Origin of the sequence: Halomonas sp. RT37, from assembly GCF_040070525.1 — a bacterium.
In the GTDB taxonomy this organism is placed as follows: Bacteria; Pseudomonadota; Gammaproteobacteria; order Pseudomonadales; family Halomonadaceae; genus Halomonas; species Halomonas litopenaei.
Map to the genome: position 1 here is coordinate 540,928 of NZ_CP098827.1, position 20,548 is coordinate 561,475.

Annotated in this window: 16 protein-coding genes and 1 tRNA gene; 10 read left to right on the forward strand and 7 right to left on the reverse strand. The window is 64.5% G+C overall.

Going from position 1 to position 20,548, the window contains the following annotated elements:
• Positions 1–12: 12 nt before the first annotated feature.
• Positions 13–1,173 (reverse strand): ATP-binding protein, encoded by a 1,161-nt coding sequence (locus NFG58_RS02490; protein WP_348827537.1) that lies wholly within the window; start codon positions 1,171–1,173, stop codon positions 13–15.
• Between the two features lie 623 nt (positions 1,174–1,796).
• Positions 1,797–1,873: transfer RNA gene (locus NFG58_RS02495), tRNA-Met, on the reverse strand.
• Positions 1,874–2,242: 369 nt separating this feature from the next.
• On the opposite strand from NFG58_RS02495, the gene phbB reads away from it, so the two are divergent.
• Positions 2,243–2,989, forward strand: coding sequence for an acetoacetyl-CoA reductase (phbB, locus tag NFG58_RS02500; RefSeq protein ID WP_045991345.1), 747 nt, complete (start codon positions 2,243–2,245; stop codon positions 2,987–2,989).
• A gap of 132 nt (positions 2,990–3,121) precedes the next feature.
• Here phbB and NFG58_RS02505 read toward each other — a convergent pair whose 3' ends face one another.
• Positions 3,122–5,899 (reverse strand): DUF349 domain-containing protein, encoded by a 2,778-nt coding sequence (locus NFG58_RS02505; protein ID WP_348827538.1) that lies wholly within the window; start codon positions 5,897–5,899, stop codon positions 3,122–3,124.
• 258 nt (positions 5,900–6,157) lie between these two features.
• On the opposite strand from NFG58_RS02505, the gene minC reads away from it, so the two are divergent.
• The 4 genes from minC to sbcB all read left to right on the forward strand — a co-directional run bounded on the left by minC (position 6,158) and on the right by sbcB (position 9,941).
• A complete protein-coding gene (minC, locus tag NFG58_RS02510; RefSeq protein ID WP_045991343.1) occupies positions 6,158–6,898 on the forward strand; it encodes a septum site-determining protein MinC in 741 nt (246 codons plus the stop codon).
• 264 nt (positions 6,899–7,162) lie between these two features.
• Positions 7,163–7,984: a septum site-determining protein MinD gene (gene minD / locus NFG58_RS02515; protein ID WP_045991342.1), complete on the forward strand. Its 822-nt coding sequence runs from the start codon at positions 7,163–7,165 to the stop codon at positions 7,982–7,984.
• On the forward strand, positions 7,981–8,235 hold the full coding sequence (minE, locus tag NFG58_RS02520; protein WP_045991341.1) for a cell division topological specificity factor MinE: 255 nt from the start codon (positions 7,981–7,983) through the stop codon (positions 8,233–8,235). Before minD ends, minE begins: the two co-directional genes overlap by 4 nt.
• Before the next feature lie 215 nt (positions 8,236–8,450).
• Positions 8,451–9,941, forward strand: a complete 1,491-nt coding sequence (gene sbcB / locus NFG58_RS02525) for an exodeoxyribonuclease I (RefSeq protein WP_348827539.1) — start codon at positions 8,451–8,453, stop codon at positions 9,939–9,941.
• Between the two features lie 253 nt (positions 9,942–10,194).
• Here the strand turns inward: sbcB and NFG58_RS02530 are convergent, their stop codons facing one another.
• Positions 10,195–13,119 carry an insulinase family protein gene (locus NFG58_RS02530; RefSeq protein WP_348827540.1) on the reverse strand — a complete coding sequence of 975 codons (2,925 nt, stop codon included), beginning with the start codon at positions 13,117–13,119 and terminating at the stop codon, positions 10,195–10,197.
• Entirely contained in the window at positions 13,119–13,802 is a 684-nt protein-coding gene (locus NFG58_RS02535) for an SOS response-associated peptidase (RefSeq protein WP_348827541.1), read from the reverse strand. The genes NFG58_RS02530 and NFG58_RS02535 overlap by 1 nt, the downstream gene beginning before the upstream one ends.
• A gap of 180 nt (positions 13,803–13,982) precedes the next feature.
• Here NFG58_RS02535 and NFG58_RS02540 point away from each other — a divergent pair, with 180 nt between their 5' ends.
• A complete protein-coding gene (locus tag NFG58_RS02540) occupies positions 13,983–14,633 on the forward strand; it encodes a TetR-like C-terminal domain-containing protein (protein ID WP_108131203.1) in 651 nt (216 codons plus the stop codon).
• The gene (locus tag NFG58_RS02545) at positions 14,630–15,337 is read left to right on the forward strand and encodes a 1-acyl-sn-glycerol-3-phosphate acyltransferase (protein WP_348827542.1); all 708 of its coding nucleotides are present in this window, start codon (positions 14,630–14,632) and stop codon (positions 15,335–15,337) included. Before NFG58_RS02540 ends, NFG58_RS02545 begins: the two co-directional genes overlap by 4 nt.
• Before the next feature lie 214 nt (positions 15,338–15,551).
• Here NFG58_RS02545 and NFG58_RS02550 read toward each other — a convergent pair whose 3' ends face one another.
• On the reverse strand, positions 15,552–16,847 hold the full coding sequence (locus NFG58_RS02550; RefSeq protein WP_045991336.1) for an HlyC/CorC family transporter: 1,296 nt from the start codon (positions 16,845–16,847) through the stop codon (positions 15,552–15,554).
• 75 nt (positions 16,848–16,922) lie between these two features.
• Entirely contained in the window at positions 16,923–17,723 is an 801-nt protein-coding gene (gene ccsA / locus NFG58_RS02555; protein WP_045991335.1) for a cytochrome c biogenesis protein CcsA, read from the reverse strand.
• A gap of 267 nt (positions 17,724–17,990) precedes the next feature.
• Here ccsA and ffh point away from each other — a divergent pair, with 267 nt between their 5' ends.
• From ffh to rimM, 3 genes are all read left to right on the forward strand, one after another.
• Positions 17,991–19,400, forward strand: coding sequence for a signal recognition particle protein (gene ffh / locus NFG58_RS02560; protein ID WP_045991334.1), 1,410 nt, complete (start codon positions 17,991–17,993; stop codon positions 19,398–19,400).
• A gap of 277 nt (positions 19,401–19,677) precedes the next feature.
• A complete protein-coding gene (rpsP, locus tag NFG58_RS02565; protein WP_045991333.1) occupies positions 19,678–19,926 on the forward strand; it encodes a 30S ribosomal protein S16 in 249 nt (82 codons plus the stop codon).
• A gap of 50 nt (positions 19,927–19,976) precedes the next feature.
• Positions 19,977–20,546 carry a ribosome maturation factor RimM gene (gene rimM / locus NFG58_RS02570; RefSeq protein WP_045991332.1) on the forward strand — a complete coding sequence of 190 codons (570 nt, stop codon included), beginning with the start codon at positions 19,977–19,979 and terminating at the stop codon, positions 20,544–20,546.
• Positions 20,547–20,548: the final 2 nt, after the last annotated feature.

The window sequence follows — 20,548 nt, forward strand, 5'->3', positions numbered from 1 at the left end:
CGCAGCTGCAGATTATTCATCGGCTCCGGGCGGCCAGCGGCCTGCGTCGATCAGGGATCGGAACCACTTGGTCATGGCTGCATCTTCCACGGCGTATTCACCCCGGCTCGATTTCCACGCAAGGGGTGGGGTGCGTTCCCGTAGACTCTCCAGGGCTCGCTGAGCTTTTTGTGCAGAAACCGGCTTGCCGGTGATCCGCCGATAAAAGGCCAGCGATTCGGCATTGTACGGACGGAACCCCTCTCTCATCTCGAGCATTCGCCACAGCACCGCCTGCTGGACGGGGTCCAGGCCGAGGTAATCACTCGCCATGTCCTGCTCGACATCTCGCTGTCGAGCCTGTGCGAGTGATACGAGCCGCTGCTCGAATCGGTTTTCATCCGCAGCCAGGGGGCTCATCGCTTGGCCGAGCGCCTCCATGAACAACTGGGGACGAAACCCATAAGCCGTGAATGCCTGCAGCAGCATGTCCGTGTCCACCGGGGCCTGCGCTGGCTGCTGGCGCTCGATGAGATCGGCGATGTGCTTGATAAAAGCCTTGCCGAGCAGCGGCATCTGCTGGATCTGTGATCCGTAGAAGGGGGCAGAATGGCTGTTGACAAGCCGGAGCAGCTTGTCGCGATCGGACCCCGACATGACCAGCATCAGCTGGATGTGGTCGGGCGAATTGAGCTGGTCCCGCGCCGACTTCAGGGCGGCCATGAGGGTGTTGCCAGCGTCGGTGGTTACCGCTTGCTGGGCCTCATCAATCACCAGGGCAACTGGCCTGCCCCCGGCCTCGATGAGCAGGCGTAGTGCCTCAGGGAGGGAGGCGCCCCCGTTGTCTGTGGGGGTGGCATCGAGCTGGATCCATTGTCCGAGCCCTACCTTGCTGATGCCCCACCGTGCTGCCAGCTTCTCGATGGCGGGACGGTGCGGGGCCATGGCTTCCTGAATGGCAGCCTGAATCAGCTGGGCGGGGTCGCGCTGCTGATCCGACCAGAGGTCGACATAGACCACCTCGACGCCTTGTGTCTCCAGCGTGGGCAGCAGGTCGTTGCGCAGGAAGGTAGTCTTGCCGGTCCTGCGAGGGGCGGCAAGGAACAGGCCATTAGGCGCGTCGCTGAAGAGGGTGTGCCCCCTCACGGCGTCCGCCATGTCAGCGGCCAGCTGATGCCTGGGAAAGTAGATCATGGCTTTACCAGTTTTTATCTGAATTCCTATAATTTATCAGACTAGCCGTAAAATGGCGTAAAGCAACGCTCCTGCCCATGATGGCTCCCGCTCCGAGCGGCCTGGCCAGGAGAGATGCGCGTTCTGTAGTAGGCGTGACGGCGGTTGTGCTGGCCCGCGGATGGCCCACGCGAAATGAGCTGGCCCTCAGTCGCTGGACGTTTCATACGGTCCGCGCGGTGATGGAGAGTTCCAGCACCGGCATCAGATGCTTGCAGGGCTCGTATCAGGGGGGCTGCAGGCCAGCAGAACCGGGATGCGCATGGACGGCTCCAGTACCTGCTGAATATTGCTGCGGTCGACGTCGAAGATCAGGTCGCTGTCGACGGTCGATTCTTGACCGACTCGGGTTGATCGAGGTCAGCTCTTCGACGAAAGAAGGAGGGGTGGATGGCTAATCCGGGGACACGGAAGCGCCAAAAAATATCGAATTGGCACAGAAAAATTAAGATTTAATCAGGGGGCGGGCTTCGCAATACAGGGATGCCGCAATGGCGTCTAGTGGCGAAGCGCTGGCCTCGGCCAGCACCGGACAGCCAACAAAAAAACGAGGCAGTCCCGAAGGACTGCCTCGTTTTCGTATTTGGTAGCGGGGACCGGATTTGAACCGATGACCTTCGGGTTATGAGCCCGACGAGCTACCAGACTGCTCCACCCCGCATCAACGAGGACGTAGTATACGGATAATTCTGGCTGCGTCAACCCTGTGCGATTTCGGGTGTGATGGGTCGTGCCGTTCGGGCGCTGTGGTCCATACTGGAGGGGCTGTCATGCAAATGTCAGTGCTAGACGCTAGCCTGGTGGATAGTCGTTGTGGACGTTGATTCGACGCAGTACCACGACGAAGGCCTGCCGAGGTAGGCAGGTGGGGCTGGACGTCGCAGTGGCAGGAGGCCACCCGCGATCGCTCTGGGCCCGAGGTTCCTGGTTGCGCGAATGCGCAGCACCAGAGCATCCACTGCTATACATGCTTGCAACAACAAGTGCCGTCGCCAAGCGGCGGCGTGAAGGACAATCAGGGAGGTCGTCTATGACTCAGCAAAAGCCCGTCGCGTGGGTCACCGGTGGTACTGGTGGTATCGGAAGCTCAATCTGTCGCGAACTGGCGGATGCCGGCTATCAGGTAGTGGCCGGTTACAACAATCCTGACAAGGCCAAGACCTGGCTGGAGACCCAGAAGTCGGATGGCTATGACAATATCGACATCGCTGGCATCGATCTGACCGATTTCGAGGCCTGCCAGAATGGCGTCAAGGCGATCGAGGACCAGCATGGGCCGATCGCAGTGCTGGTCAACTGTGCCGGTATCACCAAGGATGGCACCTTGAAGAAGATGTCGGCGGACCAGTGGAATGTGGTCATCGACACCAACCTCAACAGCGTCTTCAATACCTGCCGCAGCGTGATCGAGAGCATGCTGGAGCAGGGCTACGGACGGATCATCAACATTTCGTCCATCAACGGCCGCAAGGGTCAGTTCGGCCAGGTGAACTATTCCGCCGCCAAGGCCGGCATGCACGGTCTGACCATGGCGCTGGCGCAGGAAACTGCGACCAAGGGCATCACCGTCAACACCATCTCGCCTGGCTATATCGCCACCGACATGATCATGAAGATTCCGGAGAAGGTGCGCGAGGCCATTCGCGAGACCATCCCGATGAAGCGGTACGGCACGCCGGAAGAGATCGGCCGCCTGGTCAATTTCCTGGCCAGCAAGGACAACGGTTTTATCACCGGTGCCAATATCGACATCAATGGCGGTCAGTTCATGGGCTGACAGACGTCGCGCCGGGCTCACGAGGCTCGGCGATGTACATTTCGCCAGAAACCACGATGCGAGGCCAAAAGGCCTCGCATCGTGGTTTTCAGGGGTTGAAAGAGGGGGGAGGCACGGCAAGCCGTGCATCGCTCAGGGTGGTGGCAGTTGACTCAGCCCATCCAGCAGGGCGTCGAGCTCCTGTACCTCGCGCTCCCACTGCTGGCGCGACACTGGACCGGTGGCCAGCAGCCCACACAGTACCGAGATCAGCTCGTCTTCCCGGCTCGGCGCCTGGCCAAGGCTGTCGTTGAGACGGTCGACCTGGATCGCCAGGCGCAGTGGCTCGTCCTGGTGGCCGATCGGATGGCCCGCCAGGAGCGCCAGGTGCACCCGCAGTCGTGCCAGACGCTCGGCGACTTCCTCCGCTGGAGCAGGATCGCGTCGTGCGGCGTTGCGCTGTGCGTGGGCCTGTTTCAGCGCCGGCGGCAACGATAACGCGGCGGGAATCTCCACATCACTGCAGAGGCGGCCGGCGAGGCAGTCATCGTCTGCCTCAAGGTGCTGCAGAATCAGGGGTTTGACCTCGCGCCAACGACCGACGACCTCTGCCACGGAGAGCCGTTCCAGGCGCTCGCGCCGAGCCCGTACGATGCCGGTCCAGCGCTTGCGCATGCCTTCGGTGCGCCGGCCCGATGGCAGCGGTTCCAGCGCGCTGGCCTCATCCACCGCCTTGTCCAGCCAGTCGGCTTCGCTGCTTGCCGCGGGTTGCCAGGCATCGATGCGGTCGATCAGGGCCTGCATCTGTTCCAGGCGCTCGCGAGCACGCTGGGCACGATCATCGCGCTCGGCGTCACGCTGGGCGAAGATCTGGTCGCATAGTTGGCGGAATTCTCGCCACAGGGTCTGCTCCTCGCCCTTGGGCGCGCGCCCCAGTTCGCGCCAGCGCTGTTGCAGTGCCTTGGCCTGGTCGGCTCGCTGGCGTGCCGGCAGTCGTGCATCGACCAGCGCTCGGGCCTGGTCGATCACCTCACGCTTGGCGTCGGCGATCTCGTTGGCGCGGCGATCGATCAGCGCCTGCAACTGGTGCCGGATGCGGCCGAAGCGTCGTCCGATGGCCTCTGCGTGATCGCGCGGGACAGGGGCGGTGCGGCGCCACTGTTCCCTGGCCTGGTCGCGGATCTCGCGCAGCGCGTCGGGGTCGGCCTGGGCGGCGGGCTGCTCCAGAAGGGCCTCGATCTGCTCGCACAGCGCTTCGCGCTCTGCCAGGTTGGCCTCGCGCAGGCGCTGTTGTTGTTCACGCCAGGCCTTGAGCGACTCGCGAATACGTTCGGAGGTTGCCCGAAAGCGCTCGGACTGCTCGCGGTTGGCCGCGGCGTCACCCAGTGCCTTCCACTCCTTGACCAGCTGGCGATGGCGGCGGTCACGGTCACGGTCGGTGAGGGTGGCGTCCTGCTCCAGGGCCTCGATGGCCTGGCACAGTTGCTCGCGCTTGGGGCCGGCGACGAAGCCGCGCCAGTCGCGCAGTTCGGCGAGTCGTGCGCCGAGGCGCTTGAGTCGTGACTGCTGGGCGCCGGCCGAGGACGGCAGTTGATCGGCGAGGTGGCGAAGCCGCTGGTGCAGGCGACTCGCTCCCTTGAAGGTACCCTCGTCGAGCAACGCCTCGAGACGATCCAGTTCCTCATCGAAGCGTGTGAGCTGGGACTCCGACGGTTCGTCCCCGGAAAGATCCTTCTCCAGGCGAAGATGGTGTCGCGCACGTTCGAGCCGCGGGTCTGGCGGCAGACCTTCGGGCCACTTGCAGTCGCTCACCAGCTGCTTGAGCGCAGCCTCGTCGCCGGCCTTGATGGCTTCCTCCAGCGGCAGGGCGCGCTCGACCAGGCGCTGGTGGGCCTGGTTGATGGCGTCGTAGTTCTTCAAGGCCTTGTCGTAGCGCTGGCGCAGGCCGTCGTCGGCCAGGTGGATCTCGGACAGTGCCTGCCAGCGGTTGGCCATCAACTGCTTCTGAGCGCGCAGGCTGGCCAGGTCCTGTTCACCGACATATTCGCCCTGATAGAGCGCGGCCAGGCTTTCTTCCAGCGCCATGACCAGTGCCTCTCGGTCCTGGTCGGCCTGCTCGCGGCGCTGCCGGTCGGCACGCAGGGCGTGTTCCTGGGCCTCGTGATCGTGAATCACCTTGCGACAGCGCAGGCTGGCCTCCTGGTAGCGCTGCTCCTGCCCGGCGTCGGGCAGATCTGCCAGTCGAGACCACTCGCGCTCCAGATGGCGGAAGCGCCCAGCGTAGAGAGGCTCCCAGGTGGCACGGGCGTGCTGCTCGAGACTGGCCAGCAGTTGCTCGCGTCGTTCCCGAGCCTGTTCCACGGCGTCGGCGTCGGCGCGCAGTCGTCCCAGGCGTTCCTTGGCGTCGCGCACCACGTGGCGATCCCGGCGGGCCGCCTGGGCCAGCTGCTTGAGACCTTCCTCGGAGGTGACCCGCTCGGCGGCGGCGTGACGTACGGCGGCGATGCCGTTGTCGCAGGCCTGGCGAATCAGGGCGGCCTCGTCATCGAGCCTGGCCAGGGCGGCGAGTCGCAGCTGCTGGTTATCGCCCTGGAGGGCGATCTCCTCGAGCATCGCCGCGTCGTCCAGGGACTCGACGATCTGCTGGCGGCGGCCAAGTTCGATGCCGCCCTGGCGACCGATCAGCAGCGCGATGAGCTGACGATCCAGCTCGCGTGATCCTTTACCCCCGACGCGCAGCTCCAGCAGTCGCTGTGGGTCGTCCAGGCGCCTCGCCGCGGCGAGACGGACGTCGGGCTCGGTGTCCTGGACCAGGGTCTCGAGGGCCTCGCGTTGGCTCTGGGGGTCGAGCCGTTCGGCGGCATCGCGTCGGACCTGTGGATCGGGATGTCGCCAGCGTGGCGAGAAAAGGCGGCGGAGGAGTCCGGGCATGGGGCTTCCTGCAAAGAAATAAAGAAAGGTGGCGAAACGGCTTCACCATCTTGTTATTGCGCCAGGCAAAGCCGGGCGTCGAGATAGAAAGTTTATCTAAGCATGCGCGCCACCATCAGAAAAGGCCTCAGCGCAGGGCTGTGGCTGATTGGAGACACTGACAGGAGGACAATTGAGGCTTATGATCGGTTGCAGGACCGGGGGCTCTGACTTAGCTTGAGATCATCCCCCGACCAACACCCGACGTGGAGTTCGGCAATGAGCCTCAAAGTGGACAGGGACAGCATGGCGTTTACGTTCAAGGGTGGGATGCTGCCCATGACGGTGATGGAGCTTTCCAGTGCGGATCCCGAGGAAATTCGCGATCAGCTCGCGGGCAAGCTCTCGCAGTCGCCAGCCTTCTTTCAGCACACCCCGGTGGTGCTCAGCGTCGAGAAGCTCGACGAACCTCACCTGGCCCTGGAACGTATCTGTGCGGTGTGCCGGGCGCACAAGCTGCTGCCGGTAGCGGTGCGTGGTGGTGCCGATCCGGTCAAGCAGTCCGCCTGGGCGCTCGGACTTGGCTGGTTCCCCCCCCAGGATGCCGCTCGTGCGCGTACCCTGGAAAGCGTTCCGGTGCAGGAAGACGAAGACGTCACCGTGGTCGAGGAAGTGGAGGCTGACGCGCCTCATGGCGGACGTATCTTTCGTGGCACCGTGCGTTCCGGCCAGCAGATCACCGCTCCCGACGGCGACCTGACCGTGATCGGTGCGGTCAATGCCGGGGCCGAGGTGCTGGCGGCGGGCAATGTCCACGTCTACGGTGCCCTCAGGGGGCGTGCCCTCGCTGGCATTCACGGCGACCACCAGGCAGGCATCTTCTGCCGTGAGCTGCATGCGGAGCTGTTGTCAGTGGCGGGCAACTACAAGCGTCTCGAAGATATCGACCCCCAGCTGCTCGGCTCCTCCGTCCAGGTCGTGCTGACGGACGATCAGTTGGGGATCACCGCGCTGAAGTGAGCCTTCAGCTGGGCTTGTAAGGAGCCTTCAGCCGGGCTGATAGAGAGCCTTCAGCTGGGCTGATAGAGAGCCTTCAGCCGGGTTTGTAAGGAGCCCTCAGCTGGGCTGATGGAGAGCCTTTAGCCGGGCTTGTGAAGCGCCTTCAGCGGGGCATTGCCGCATCAGCGGGCGCTTTAGCGCGGGACAGCGATTTTTATAAGGCCGTGCCTGGTCACTGCGGTGACCACACAGGACCAACAACTTTACGACGACAGGATGCGACACTTGGCCAAGATCATCGTTGTGACCTCCGGTAAAGGCGGGGTCGGCAAGACAACCAGTGCGGCAGCCATTGCCACCGGGCTGGCACTCAGAGGCAACAAGACGGTAGTGATCGACTTCGATGTCGGTCTACGGAACCTCGACTTGATCATGGGCTGCGAGCGCCGTGTGGTCTACGACCTGGTCAACGTCATCCAGGGCGAGGCCGGGCTGAACCAGGCGCTGATCCGTGACAAGCGCGTGGACAACCTGCATATCCTTCCTGCCTCCCAGACTCGGGACAAGGATGCCTTGACCCAGGAGGGCGTCGAGAAGGTGCTGGACACCCTGACCAAGGACTTCGACTACATACTGTGCGATTCACCCGCCGGTATCGAACGTGGTGCCCAGCTGGCCATGTACTTCGCCGACGAAGCCATCGTGGTGACCAACCCCGAGGTGTCTTCGGTGCGTGACTCCGACCGTATCCTTGGGCTGTTGTCATCGAAGACCCGGCGGGCCGAGCAGGGCAAGGACCCGATCAAGGAGCATCTGCTGATCACCCGCTACAACCCCGGACGGGTCGACCAGGGAGACATGCTGAATCTCGAGGACATTCGCGAGATCCTGGCCATCAACCTGGTAGGTTTGATTCCCGAGTCCGAGGCCGTGCTGAGAGCCTCCAACCAGGGGGTCCCGGTCACCCACGACGACAGCAGTGACGCTGGCCAGGCCTATATGGATACGGTCAGCCGCCTGATCGGAGAGGAGGTGCCCTTGCGCTTCCACGAGTATCAGAAGAAAAGCCTGCTGAGCCGCATGTTCGGAGGAGGAGGTCGCCGGTGAAACTACTCGATTTCCTGAAGCGCGAACGCAAGAAGTCCGCGTCTGTCGCCAAGGAGCGGCTGCAGATCATCGTGGCGCACCAGCGTAGCCAGCGGGGACAGCCTGACTTCCTGCCGATGCTGGAGAAGGAGTTGCTTGAGGTTATCCGCCGCTATGTCGAGGTGGACGACGATGCCATCAATATGTCGCTGGACAGCGAGGACAACTGCTCGGTGCTCGAGCTCAACGTGACCCTGCCGCGCAGCAGTTGATGCAGCGTCTGGTGTTGCTTGAACGTCGTGATATCGTCGATGCCACATCGCCGATGCGATATCGACAATGCCAGCCATCAAGATGACGCCCCTTGGGCGTCTTTCGTGTATTTCCTTCCCGCGCCGGACTCGACCTGTGATCGTGCAGGCTGAGCCCGGCGTTGGCCTGTGCTAGGCTGACGGGCCTTTGACGTACGCGTGGAGACCGCAATCCCATGGCGCAGCCGAAAGCCGCTCCGCTGACCTTTCTGTGGCACGACTACGAGACCTTTGGTGCCGATCCTCGGCGCGATCGTCCCTCGCAGTTCGCGGCCATCCGTACCGACGCCGAGTTCAACGAGATTGGCGAGCCGGTGGAGCTGTTCTGCAAGCCCGCCGATGATGCCTTGCCGCACCCGATGGCCTGCCTGATCACCGGTATTACGCCCCAGCAGGCGAGGCGCAACGGTGTGCCCGAAGCCGAGTTCGCCGGCGCCATCGTCGACGAGATGAGCGTCGCCGGGACCTGTGCGGTGGGCTACAACAGCCTGCGCTTCGACGATGAGGTCAGTCGTCACCTGTTTTACCGCAACCTGATCGACCCCTATGCACGGGAGTGGCAGAACGGCAATTCGCGCTGGGATCTGATCGACGTGGTGCGCGCCTTCCACGCCTTGAGGCCCGAGGGCATCGAGTGGCCAAGGCGCGAGGACGGCAGTCCCAGCTTTCGCCTGGAAGACCTGACCGCGGCCAACGGCATCGAGCATGCCGGCGCCCACGACGCCCTGGCCGATGTACGCGCTACCATCGCCCTGGCGCGACTGTTGCGTGGCGCCAATGCCAACCTGTTCGACTACCTGCTGTCGCTCAGGGCCAAGCGCGAGGTGCGTAAACGCCTGGATACGACCCAGCGCAAGCCGGTGGTGCATATCTCCCGGCGCTATCCGGCCAGTCGCGCCTGCGGGTCTCTGGTGATGCCCCTGGCCGAACACCCGACCAATCCCAACGGCGTCATCGTCTACGACCTGTCGCTGGACCCTGCCGACATGCTCAGTCTCTCGCCCCAGGAGATTCGTGCTCGGGTATTTGTCAGCAATGACGACCTGGCCGAGGGGGAAAGCCGGATTCCGCTGAAGGTGGTGCACATCAACAAGTGCCCGGTGATCTTTCCGCCCAGTGCGCTCAAGGATGTGTCGGGGCCCCATCAGGGCGAGTACGGCGAGATCGTGGCGCGCATGGGGCTCGAGATGGACGCCTGTCGCGGTCACTACCAGCGGCTGGCCAAGGACCCCGATATCGTCGCCAAGGTGCAGGAGGTGTTCGCCGAGCCACCGCCGGAGCCGCGGAGGGATCCGGACCTGATGCTCTACTCCGGCGGGTTCTTCTCTCCTGCCGACCGCCAGCAGATGGAGCGCGTGCGTGCCATGGATCCCTGGGATCTGGTCGACGCCAGCTTTGCCTTCCAGGACCCGCGCCTCGAGGAGATGCTGTTTCGCTACCGCGCCCGCAGCTATCCGGACACCCTGACCGGCGAGGAGCAGGCGCGCTGGGAGACCTTCCGGTGGGAGCGGATGAACGACTCGGCGCTGGCGAGCCTGACGCTAAAGGACTTCGCGCGTGAAATCGAGCGTCTGAACCAGACCTCGCTGAGCGATCGCGAACGCCAGATCCTCGAGGAGATGGTGATGTTTGTGGAGTCGATCATGCCCGCCCAGGCGTTCGGCTAGGGGACCAGCCTGGCGCAGACGCACGGCGTCGCGCTGGCCGTGTCGGGCATCATCAATATGGCGCCATGAATCAGGTGCCATGTATCAGGTGTGATGAAGCGGGTGAAACGACGCGGGTGAAACCACAAGGCCCGCCGGGCGAGGCGGGTCGGGCCTTGTCGTCACTGCTGTCGGCGGCGGCGTCGCCAGCCGGGCGGGATCGCCCCCAAGCAGGGGGCGATGGGGTGGGCCAGGGCCTTTTGGCAGAGCCCTGTCAGGGTTTGGCCGCCTGGGCGCTGGTGTCCGCCGGCGTCGGTGACAGCGCTTCTTCCTCGTCACCGGGCAGGGCTTCCAGGTCGCCTTTCAACGCCATGACGTCGCTGGGTGCGGCGCCCGGATCGAAGGTCACGTCCACCACTGCGGCGCCACCCAGACGCTGCCAGCTGTCCTTCAGGCTGGCGGCGTCGACCTCGAGCACCGCGGCGGCCAGCCGCTCACGCCTATCGAAGTCGGTGTCGCCGTAGGACAGCGCCTGCCACAGGCGGGTGGTGCGCTCCTCGAGGCCTGAATCACGCTGGGTAATCTCGTCGTGGACCGCCTGGCGATAGGTGGCCAGGGTGTCGTCATCCAGGCTGTCCAGACGCTCGGGCACACGGTCGAGGAAGTCGCTGACCCTGGCCTTGAGCTCGTCGCTCTGGGTGGAGGGAGACTGCACCAGCAGGCTGATGCCCGGAGCGTGCAGCAGCGGTGAGTAGCCTGCGCTGACGATGTACCCGAGCTGCTGTTCGGTACGCAACTGCTGGTAGAAGGGGGTCTCGAGCAGCTTGCCGAGCACCGCGATGCGGGCCTGGGTGGCGATACCCTGGTCCGGCCCCTGCAGGTAGCGAATCAGCAGCGACTCGTCTCGGCTGGAGTCCGGCGTCAGGCTCGGCAGATCCACTGCCTTGAGTACCTGCAGGTCGGTGATGGCGTCCGCGCCAAGGCTGGGCTCAAGCGCCGCGATGGCCTGCTCGGCCTCGTCGCGTGCCAGCGACTCTTCCAGGTTGCCGACCACCAGCGCCTGCAGGTGCAGCTCGTCGAGGAAGCGCTCGCGGAAGTCGCGCAGGTCCTGGGGCTCGAGGTCGGACAGTGCCTCGAGCAGCACCTGGGGGGACCACTGGGGCCGAATCAGCGCCTCGGACAGGGTGCGTTGACCCTGGTGATAGAGCGGATTGCGTGGTGCATTGCCCCATTGCTTTTCCAGGCCGTAGCGTACTCGGGCAACGCTTGCGTCGCGGATCTCACCCTGCTTGAGCTGGTCGATCACCTCCCGTATCACCCTGTCCTGGCGGTCACGCCAGCCGGTGAAGGACAGCGTCATGCCACGTGAGTGGGCATAGGCTTCATACTTCTGTCCCGCCAGACGTGCGGCGTAGAGCTTCTCGTTGAGGCTGTCGTTGAGCCAGCCGGCCAGCAGTTGTGTCAGCACGGCCTGGTGCGGGGACTGGCTGGCGCCAGGGTGCTGCAGGCTGAAGCGCCAGGAGGCCTTGGGCGTATCGTACTCGGCATCGGCCTTGTACCAGGCGTCGGCCTCGGGGGTGTCGATCAGCAGTGAGGGGCGCTCGTCGTGGGCCTCAAGCAGCGCCAGGTCCTCGGCGATAAAGGGATTGGGCTCGGGCAGTGCCAGCCCCGCCAGGGGGTCGGCTGCGGTGTCGGCCAATGGCGTCTCCTGCCAGGCGGTGTCGTAGTAGCGGCTGCGCTGGTCGCCTTCGACCTCGGGGCCGGTGTACAGGCGGATCATGTTGTCGGGGCGCAGCGCATCGAGCCAGCGACGCACTTCCTCTGCGTCGAGCCCGTCCATGCGGTAGTCGGCGCGGTTGACGTCCTCGAGCGGGTAGTGGGTCAGGCTCATGGACAGGCGCATGGCCTCGTCCAGGGCGTTACCGTGCTGCTGGAACTGGAACGCCTGCTCGGACAGGCTGGCCTGCTCGTCGTAGCGCTCCTCGCTGATGCCCTGTTGGCGAATCTGCTCGATGGTGGCAAACAGACTGGCCTGGATGCGATCGAGATGCTCGCGCCCCTCGGGGGTCAGGCTGACATCCACGGCCAGCAGTGCATGGCGGCCGTCACCTCGGGTGACGCCGGCGGACAGGCCGTCGGCCCAGCCGGCCTCGCGCAGGCGGCTCAACAGGCTGCCGGGTCCCTCATGACCGATCAGGTTGGCGATGTAGCTGGCCGGCTTGTGGCGATAGCTGAGCACGGGGTCGGGCACCGGGAACAGAAAGCTGACGCGGCGAGCGTCGCGCAGCGACTGGGCCTCGGCGGCCAGCGGCAGGCGTGAGCGATCCACCAGTGGGGTGTCGATGACGGGTGCCTCGAGGCCGCGATCGGGCACCTCGGCGAAACGTTCGACCACCAGTGTCTGCAGTTGATCCAGCGGCATCGGCGCCACTACCGCCAGATGCATGACGTTGGCACCGTAGTGGTTGTCGTAGAAGTTCATGACCCGCTCGCGCAGGCTGGGCTCCCCTTCGGGCCGCTCGGCCAGGGTCTCCTTGCTGCCCACCGAGAAACCCACGGTGGGGTTGGCAGGATTGAGCAGGGCGTCGAGGACCTCGTTCTCGCGGCGTGCGTCATCGCGCAGGCGCGCCTGATATTCGGAGTGCACCACGTTGCGCTCGCTGCCCAGGCGGTCGGCGTTGAACAGCGGGTCGATGAAGAACCGACTGAAGCGATCCAGAGCGCCTTCGAAGGCCTCGGGTTCCACATCGAAGAAGTAGTTGGTGTCCAGCGAGGCGGTGAAGGCGTTGTGGCGCCCGCCGTGGCGGCTGATGTAGCCCTGGTAGGCGTCGGGCTCGGGGTAGGCCTCGGTGCCCAGAAACAGCACATGTTCGAGCAGGTGGGCGAGCCCCTGCAGGTCATCGGGATCCTGGGCGCTGCCCACCGACACATTGAGTGAAGCCGCCGCCTTGTCGGCCTCGGGATCGCTGACCAGCAGGACGTCGAGGCCGTTGTCCAGGGTCAGTACGCGATAGTCGCGATCATCGTGGGGGCTGACGATCGGCGTCGTGGCGGTGGCCACGTCGGCGTCGGCCTGAGCCGTGGGCGGTTGCTCGCTGGTAGCGGTCGGGGCCGCGGAAGCCTGAGCCAACGGCAGCCACAGGCCGATCAGGGTGGCGACGAGGGCGCTGGCGCCGCGTCGTGTGAGGGTCGAAGCCATCACGTCTCCTTGGAAGTCTGGCGCCACATCTTGCCGATGGGATGGGCACAGGATGGGTCTTGCTCTTGAGGATTGTTCACTCGTCTTGATACCGGAAAAGCGCCCAACAGTTCCCCGGGAGGGGGGCTCAACAGTGACTTGAGGTCCTCGGGATCACTCTGCGGGTCCAGCCAGGCCCTCGCTTGGCCGGGGGGCACGACCGCCGGCAGACGGTCGGTCAGGGGGGCCAGAAAGCCAGGGCTAGGTACCGTGATCAAGGCGAAGGAGTCGTTATAGTCGGTAAGGGTGGTGTGAAACCTACACCATAGTCCGGCCAGCAGCATCGGCCCGCGGTCTGCCCTGGTGATCAAGAAGGGCTGCTTGTAGTTTGGACGCGGCTGCCAGGCGTAGGCGCCGGCTACCGGCACCAGGCAGCGCCGCGCGCGGAAGGCGTCACGGAACATCGGGCGCGAGTCGAGGCTTTCGGCGCGGGCGCAGTGGGGGGCGTGATCGAGTACCTGCAACCAGGGCGGTGTCAGGCCCCAGAAACCGATCCCCAGGGTCGGGCGTCCAGCTTCCAGGCGGATGATCGACAGTGGACGGCGCGGGGCCATGTTGACGCCGCTGATGGCCTGGGCCGGAGCATCGAGGTCGTCGAGGGCGGTCTCGATGGCGCGGGCGGGAATATAGAGACGGCCGGTCATGGGGGCTCCTGCGATCTGGAGGGCCAGCGTACCCAAGCTCCCGGTGTCAGGAAAGCCTTGAGCCCGTTGTCGCGGCGAAGGGGGCATAATGAGCGGTCGAAAACAGTGTTCGATTAATGTATGCTGAACGATACCGCTGAACCTGAAGCCGCCGATGTCCGGCCGCGAGAGAGAAGAGCGATGGCGCGTCCAAGACAGCATGCCCCCGAGGAGCTTCACGCCCAGGTGATGGCCGCCTGCGATGCCTGGCTGGCTGAGCAGCCGGTGCATGCCCTGTCGCTGCGCTCGTTGGCCCGGGAGGTGGGCTGTGCGCCGAGCACCCTGCTGAAACTCTACGGCAGCTTCAACAACCTGCTTCAGCACGTCAACCTGGAAAGCCTCGGTCGGCTGCGCACGGTGATGGAGCCCCTGCTGGTGGACACCACCGAGCCCGAGGCCCGGCTGCGTGCCCTGGCCCAGGGGTACTGGAAGTTCGCCCGCGAAGACGCCCATCGCTGGCAGCTGATGTTCGACTATCCGTTGGCCCAGGAAGGCGAGCTCGATCAGCGCCAGACCGACATGATCGGCGCACTGTTTGCCCGGGTCGAGGGGACCCTGACCGAGTATCAGCCGGATCTCGAATCGCTCGAGGCGCAGCGCCTGGCGCGAACCCTGTGGGGTAGCGTTCATGGCCTGGTGCAGCTGGGGCTCAATGACCGTCTTGGCTATTCCCAGGGCGGCGCCTTCGAGGTCGAGGAGCTGCTCGATCAACTGCTGTCGACCACCCTCGCCGGACTCAAGCAGATAGGCCGTGACCAGAGGGGCGATAGACAGGTGAACGACACGCCGTGATCGACGTACTCGTCTGGGGCCTCGTCGGCCTGCTTGCCTGCATCGCTGCCTGGCGCTTCTATCGCGCCCCGGCGGTGTATATCCGACGTTTCGTGTTTGCCTTTATCCATGTGTTGTACCGACTTCGCTTCCAGGGGCGTCGCTTCGTGCCCCCGCGCGGGCCGGCGCTGGTGGTGTGCAATCATGTCAGCTTCATGGATGCGCTGGTGATGGGCGGCGGCAGCCCCAGGCCGCTGCGCTTCTTGATGGATCGTCCGATCTACGAGTCGAAGCGCCTCAACTGGCTGTTTCGCATGGTCGGGGCGATACCCGTGGAATCGGATCGTCGTGACCCGGGCAATGTGCGTCGCGCCCTGGAAGAAGTCAGTCGCGCCTTGAGAAACGGCGACGTGGTGATGCTGTTCCCGGAAGGGCGGCTGACGTCGGATGGTGAGGTCAAGACCTTCCGCCGGGGCCTCGATCTGATCCTGTCGAGGGACCCGGTGCCGGTGATTCCTGCCGCGCTGTCGGGCCTGTGGGGCTCGTGGACCTCCAATTGTCACGGCAAGGCTCTGGCCCATTTCCCCAGGCGCTGCCGCGCCCGGGTGGCGCTCTACTTCGACGAGCCGGTGCCGCCGGGGCAAGCCACCCGTCAGTCGCTGGAGGCCCGGGTGCGCGAGCTCAAGGCCGAAGCCGATCGCTGGGTCGAGACCGGTAAGCCCTGAGGCAACCGCCGCCGGGGTACGCAGGCTCCGGCAGAGGGAAGGTCGGGTTAGGGAAGTGATAACGCAGAAAGGGACGGCCTCGGCCGTCCCTTTCTCGTTAGTGCTTTGCTTGTCAGTACTTTGCTGGCAAGTACTCTGCCTGCTGGTGCCTTGCCCGCTGGTTCCTTCCCTGCATGTCGCGTCGCGACTGACGTCCCTCTGGTCCTTGCGGTGGTCAGTCGCCCGCGTCGGATTCTGCCAGGACGCGGCGAGTGCCGGGCCAGCAGCTGACCGAGGTGATCAGGTTGTCGCGCATCTCGAGGATTTCCATGCGGATGTTGCCGATCTGCAGGCAGGCCGGGCCGTCGGGGAAGGACTCGAGGTGTTCCAGTATCACCCCGTTCAGCGTCTTGGGGCCGTCGGTGGGCAAGTGCCAGCCCAGCGACTTGTTGATATCACGGATATTGGCGGTGCCGTCGATCACGTGGCTGCCGTCGCTCTGGGGCAGCATGTCCTGTTCCTGGCCGGCCACGTCGGTGGTGAATTCACCGACGATCTCCTCGAGGATGTCCTCCAGGGTCACCAGGCCCTCCACGTCGCCGTACTCGTCCACCACGATGCCAATGCGGCGCTTCTGCTTCTGAAAGTTCAAGAGCTGGGTGTGCAGCGGCGTCGATTCGGGGATGAAGTAGGGCTCCCGCGCTTCCTGCACGATGGCCGCCTTGGTCACCTCTCCTCTGGACAGGAAGCGGGCGGCATTGCGCAGGTGCAGCATGCCGATGATGCTATTGATGTCGCCCTTGAACACCGGCAGCCGAGTGTGCTGGCTGGTGCGGATCTGGGTCAGGATATCCTCGAGACTGTCGTCGAGGTCGATGCCGACCACCTCATGGCGCGGCACCATGATGTCGTTCACGGTGACATTCTCGAGATCCAGAATCGACAGCAGCATGGCCTGGTGGCGATGGGGAATCAGGGTGCCGGCCTCGTGGACCACGGTGCGCAACTCGTCGCGGGTGAGGTTGTCACCATTGCCGTCGATATTCTTGACGCCAAGCAGTCTGAGCAGGCCGTTGGAGATCACGTTGACCACCCACACCAGCGGATACAGCAGCTTGAGCAGCGGCTCCAGGATCATCGAGGCGGGGTAGGCGATGCGCTCCGGCTTCACCGCAGCAAAGGTCTTGGGGGTGACCTCGGCGAAGATCAGCACAACGATGGTCAGGATCGCCGTGGAGATGGCGGGGCCGCTGACATCGCCAAAGAAGTGGATGGCGATGATGGTGGCGATGGAGGCCGCCAGGTTGTTGACGAAGTTGTTGCCGATCAGGATGACGCCGATCAGCCGGTCGGGACGCGCGAGCAGGCGCATCACGCGCTTGGCGTTGCGCTGTCCGCTGTTGGCCTGGTGGCTCAACCGATAGCGGTTGATCGACATCATGCCGGTCTCGGAACTGGAGAAGAAGCCCGATAGGGCAATCAGCAGAAAGAGCAGGCCGAACAGCAGGCCCACCGGAAAGTCGTCGTTCAAGACGTGAAATCCTTGGTCGCGGGTAGGGGTCGAGTTGTAGGGGGTCGGGCCGGGAGTGTCAAGGAGACCTCCTGTCTAGCTGTGCGCTAACAGCACCTCAAGGACAAACTTGCTACCAAAGTAGGCCAAAAGCAGTGCGATATAGCCTCCCAGGGTCCAGCGCACCGCCCGCATGCCTCGCCACCCAAGGCGGTAGTGGCACAGCAGCAGTACCGCGAACACCAGCCAGGCCAGCAGCGACAGCACCGTCTTGTGGACCAGGTGCTGGGCGAACATGTTGTCGAGGAACACGAACCCGCTGGCGATGGCCAGCGTAAGCAGGGCCATGCCCACCCAGATCATCTCGAACAGCACCCGCTCCATGGTGGTCAGCGGCGGCAGTGCCTGTACCACGCCGCGTATCCGGTGATGCTTGAGGGCCTTGTTCTGGACACCTACCAGTATCGCCTGCAGCGAGGCGATGGCCAGCACCGCGAAGGCCAGGGCGGAGCTGACGGCGTGGAAGGCGATGCCGGGGGTCATGCCGTTTGCGCTGGTGGGGGTCGGTAGTTCGGTACCGAGCAGCAGCACCACGCCGGCAAAGGGGAACAGCACGGCGGCGATATTGAGCACCGGTTTGAACAGGCTGGCGCCCAGCAGCACCACCACCGCCAGGGCGGTGACCAGCACCGCGCTGGTGGACAGTCCTGGCAGCATCGAGCCCTCGAGGGCAAGCAGGCCGCCGGCGACGACCAGGTGGAGAGCCGCTGCCAGGGTGCCGAAGCCACGTACCAGTAGATCGCGCGGAGGTACCCGGCGAATCAGGGTCAGCCCTTGCCAGGAGGCAGCCGCCAGATAGAAGACAAAGGCCAGTAGAGCCAGAGGTAACGCCTGCATGCTGTGCTGTCCGTGCGCCTTGCCGGCGCCTTTGAAGATAGGGATCCTGGGTCCGGGGAATGCCTTCCCCTCGACACCGACTATACCGGATAGCGCCTCGGCTGACAGCCAGCGGGCGGCCTTCTTCGGCTGTCTTGCCGGCAACTGCATGGAGAGTCCGCGCCACAAGGCGTATAATTTGCGCCATCGTCAAGGCCGCGCACCGGCGGCCGTCTCAAGGGGCGTCTCGACAAGGGCGCCTTGAGGCCATCGCATTTGGAGAGGCCCATGTTTCAGAACCTGAGCGAGCGTCTGTCCCAGACGCTGAAGTCGATCAAGGGTCAGGCACGCCTGACCGACGACAACATCAAGGACACCCTGCGCGAGGTGCGCAAGGCGCTGCTCGAGGCGGACGTTGCCCTGCCGGTGGTCAAGGCGTTCATCGAGCGAGTGCGCGAACGTGCCGTGGGCCAGGAGGTCTCCCGCAGCCTGTCGCCGGGCCAGCAGTTCATCAAGATTGTCCAGCAGGAGCTGGAAGTCACCATGGGCGAGGCCAACGAAGGGCTGTCGCTCAAGGGCACGCCCTCCGTGGTGCTGATGGCCGGCCTGCAGGGTGCGGGCAAGACCACCTCGGTGGCCAAGCTGGGCAAGTATCTGCGCGAGCGCGAAAAGAAGAAGGTGCTGGTGGTTTCCACCGACGTCTACCGCCCCGCCGCCATCGACCAGCTCGAGACCCTGGCCAAGGAGGTCGAGGTCGACTTCTTCCCGTCGCGCTCGGATCAGGCCCCGGTGGACATCGCCACGGCGGCGCTGAAACACGCCAAGATCCAGTTCCATGACGTGGTGCTGGTCGATACCGCGGGTCGCCTGGCCATCGACGAAGCGATGATGCAGGAGATCCAGGGGCTGCATCAGGCCATCGAGCCCTCCGAAACGCTGTTTGTGGTCGACTCCATGACCGGCCAGGATGCGGCCAACACCGCCCGCGCCTTCGCCGATGCCCTGCCGCTGACCGGGGTGGTGCTGACCAAGGCCGACGGTGATGCCCGTGGCGGTGCCGCCCTGTCGGTGCGTCACGTCACCGGTCGTCCGATCAAGTTCATGGGTGTCGGCGAGAAGGTCGATGCCCTCGAGCCCTTCCATCCGGATCGTGTGGCCTCGCGCATCCTCGGCATGGGCGACGTGCTGTCGCTGATCGAGGAAGCCGAGCGTACCGTCGACAAGGGCAAGGCCGAACAGCTCGCCAAGAAGGTCAAGAAAGGCCAGGGCTTCGATCTCGAGGACTTCCGCGAACAGCTCCAGCAGCTCAAGAAGATGGGCGGCATGAGCGGCCTGATGGGCAAGCTGCCGGGCATGGGGCAGATGGCCGAGATGGCCCAGGGGCCTGGGCCCGAAAAGGAGCTTGGCAAGCTCGAGGCGCTGATCAACTCGATGACGCCGAAGGAGCGCCGTAATCCGGACATCATCAACGGCTCGCGCAAGCGCCGTATCGCCGCCGGTGCCGGCCTGCAGGTGCCGGACCTCAATCGTCTGCTCAAGCAGCACAAGCAGATGCAGAAGATGATGAAGAAGGCCGGTAAGAAAGGCGGCATGCAGAAGATGATGAGGGGCATGTCCGGCATGATGGGCGGAGGTGGCCCTGGCGGCCCCGGTGGCATGGGCGGCATGGGTGGCCCCGGCGGCATGCCCTGGCGCTGAGTCAGTTTTTTTCGCTGATGCTGTTTTTAATGCCAAGCGCCGAAGCGTGATGAAGATGCAATACGCTGGGCCCGCCACTCCCGGCCCTGGCACCGCTGGTGCGCCGCTCGTCAAGGGATGAGCGGCAAAAAAGGTTCCCTTGGGGGGTGGTTTTCCGTAGAATACTGCCTCTTCACTCGAGGACCGCGCCTGGCGCGGCCCTCGTCGTGAGCGAAACACCGGTGGCTGGCCTGGCCGTCGCCGTTATCTGAAATCCCAACCGAAGGACAGTCAACGTATGGTTACCATTCGTCTGGCACGTGGTGGCGCCAAGAAGCGTCCCTTCTACCACCTCGCCGTGACCGATTCCCGCAACGCCCGCGACGGCCGCTTCATCGAGCGTCTGGGCTTCTTCAACCCGGTGGCCCGTGGCCAGGAAGAGCGTCTGCGCATCGACCTCGACCGCATCGCCCACTGGCAGTCCCACGGCGCGCAGCTGTCTGACCGCGTCGCCGAGCTGGTCAAGGAAGCTCGCAAGCAGGCCTGAGGCGCAAGCCTTGCCTGTGAATGTCCCGGTGTGAAAGAGGTTTGACCCAGATGGCATCGCCACAACGCCCTAGCGCGCAGCGCCAAGCGCAAGACGATCGCCACAGCGACGATTACGTCGTGCTGGGCAAGCTGACCAGTCCTTACGGCATCAAGGGCTGGCTGAAGGTGTATTCCTACACCTCACCCATGGAAGGCATTCTCGACTATGCCGAATGGGTGGTCCGTCACGACGGACAGATTTCGCGCCACCGCCTCAAGCAGGGGCGCAAGCAGGGACAGGGCCTGGTCGCCCAACTGGACGGTGTCGATGACCGTGACCGCGCCGAGAGTCTGGCCGGAGCGGACATCCTGCTGGCCAAGCAAGACCTGCCCGAACTCGACAGTGAAGAGTACTACTGGCACCAGCTGGAAGGCCTCAGGGTCGTCACGCTGGAAGGGGTGTCTCTGGGACGCCTGGCCTACCTGTTCGAGACCGGTGCCAACGACGTCATGGTCGTGAAGGGCGGCGACGCCCCGGACGATCGCGAACGTCTGCTTCCCTACCTGCCCGATGACGTGGTCAAGCGCGTCGATCTCGAGGCAGGAGAGATGCTGGTCGACTGGGACCCGGAGTTTTGAGC